Here is a 1,698-nt window from a genome sequence, read left to right as displayed (position 1 = left end):
GTGCGGGGGTGGCCGGGGGACTCGCCGGGCTGCTCGGCGGGCCGATCGGCGTCCTGCTGGGCTGGGTGGCCGGGACCGCGCTCGGCAACGCCGCCGAGACCTGGCGCGACAAGGAGGGCGGCGCCGGCCTGATCGTCCTGAGCGAGGAGGTGGAGGACGGCCACTGCATGCTGGTGCTGGACGTCGTCGAGTCCTCCCCGGAGCCCGCCGACGCGCTGGCGGCCCGCCACGGCACCACCCCGCGCCGCCTCCCCGCCGCCGAGCTGGCCGCCCGGGTCAAGGCGGCCCGCCGCGCCGCCGAGGAGGCGTAGGAGGCGTAGGGGGGCCGGTGCCGTCGCCCGCGGGCTCGGGCTCGGGCTCGAGCTCGGGCTCAGGCGAGGGCCGAGGCCAGCAGGGCGAAGGCGGCGACGATGACGGCGACCCGGGCGTAGTGGTAGCGGTCCCAGCGGTTCTGCTGCTCCTTCCAGTCCGCGGGCCGGTTCTCGGGCGTCCAGGTCTTGCTGCGGTTGTTGATCGGGACGAGCAGCAGGACCGACATGAGCACACTCAGGACCAGCAGGGCGGCGGCGACGACGACCAGGCCGGCGCCGGGGTGGTGCCGACCGGCGACGGCCCAGATCGCGCTCAGCGCGACCGAGGTGATGTACCAGACCGGCATCAGGGCGCCGAGCATCCGGCCCCCGTGGGCGCGGCCGAGCTGGCCGGCGTCCTCGGGCAGTCCGCCGAGGATCGGGTTGACGACGAAGGCGACGCAGAACTCCACGCCCACCATCACGCCGACGACCACGGTGGTGAAGACCTCAAGTGCGTTGAGCATGATGACCCCTCCTGGGATCTAGCGCTGCTAGCTGTTGAGGCAACGCTAGACCTACTGCCGCTCGATTGTCTAGCGGTGCTAGGATCGGGTCATGTCGCTACAGGAACGCAAGCAGCGCGAACGGGCGGACCGCGCCCGCCTCATCGTGGCCACGGCCCGCGAACTCGCCGAGCAGCAGGGCTGGGACGCGGTCACCACCCGCCGGCTCGCCGAGCGCATCGAGTACAGCCAGCCCGTCCTCTACAGCCACTTCCGCGGCAAGCGCGAGATCATCGGCGCCGTCGCCCTGGAGGGTGCCGCCGAGATGGCCGCGGCGCTGCGCGCCGCCACCGCCGCCGCGGACGGCACCCGCGCCCGGGTCGTCGCCCTGGCCCGCGCCTACCTCGAGTTCGCGGAACGCAATCCGGCGGTCTACGACGCTATCTTCCAGCTCGACGGCGGCCTGGCGTTCGCCCGCGAGGACACCCCCGAGCCGCTGAAGGACGCCTTCGCCGCCCTGCTGGAGAGCCTCGGCGAGGTCGCCGGGGACGGCGTCCACCCGGCACTCTTCACCGAGACGTTCTGGGCGGCCCTGCACGGGCTGGCCACCCTGACCCGCGCGGGACGACTGCCGCCGGAGCACACCGGGCCCAGGGTGGAACTGCTGGTGGACCGGCTCGCCGTGCTCTGACACCCCCCGGCCGCCGCCGGCGCTCATCGAGCGCGAACCGTTACCCGCCCCCGGCGTACCCGGACGCCGGCCGGGGGAGGCTGCGGGGCATGCGAGGGGCGGGGGAGCGGGGAGCCGTGCGGGCGGTCGTCCGCTGGGCGGGGCATCCGGGGACGCTGGCCGCGGTGGCGGTGCTGCTGTTCAACGACCACGTGGGCAAGCGGCTGTGGCC

2 protein-coding genes and 1 pseudogene are annotated in these 1,698 nt (G+C 74.4%); 2 read left to right on the top strand and 1 reads right to left on the bottom strand.

What is annotated here, in order from left to right:
- Window positions 1–311, top strand: a pseudogene (locus VR45_RS29675) (histidine kinase); the annotation flags it as partial.
- A gap of 59 nt (window positions 312–370) precedes the next feature.
- On the opposite strand, the gene VR45_RS29670 reads toward VR45_RS29675, so the two are convergent.
- The gene (locus tag VR45_RS29670; protein WP_045942950.1) at window positions 371–817 is read right to left on the bottom strand and encodes an anthrone oxygenase family protein; all 447 of its coding nucleotides are present in this window, start codon (window positions 815–817) and stop codon (window positions 371–373) included.
- Window positions 818–908: 91 nt separating this feature from the next.
- On the opposite strand from VR45_RS29670, the gene VR45_RS29665 reads away from it, so the two are divergent.
- Window positions 909–1,487 (top strand): TetR/AcrR family transcriptional regulator, encoded by a 579-nt coding sequence (locus tag VR45_RS29665; protein WP_045942949.1) that lies wholly within the window; start codon window positions 909–911, stop codon window positions 1,485–1,487.
- Window positions 1,488–1,698 lie beyond the last annotated feature (211 nt).

It is taken from the genome of Streptomyces sp. NRRL S-495 (genome assembly GCF_000966955.1).
Classification (GTDB): domain Bacteria; phylum Actinomycetota; class Actinomycetes; order Streptomycetales; family Streptomycetaceae; genus Kitasatospora; species Kitasatospora purpeofusca.
Note: the sequence above shows the minus strand (reverse complement) of the source record. Positions and strands in the feature narration are given on the sequence as shown.

Excerpts from the sequence above, each read along its gene's own strand:
- VR45_RS29670 (WP_045942950.1), bottom strand. The coding sequence starts at position 817 with ATGCTCAACGCACTTGAGGTCTTCACCACCGTGGTCGTCGGCGTGATG.
- VR45_RS29665 (WP_045942949.1), top strand. The coding sequence starts at position 909 with ATGTCGCTACAGGAACGCAAGCAGCGCGAACGGGCGGACCGCGCCCGC.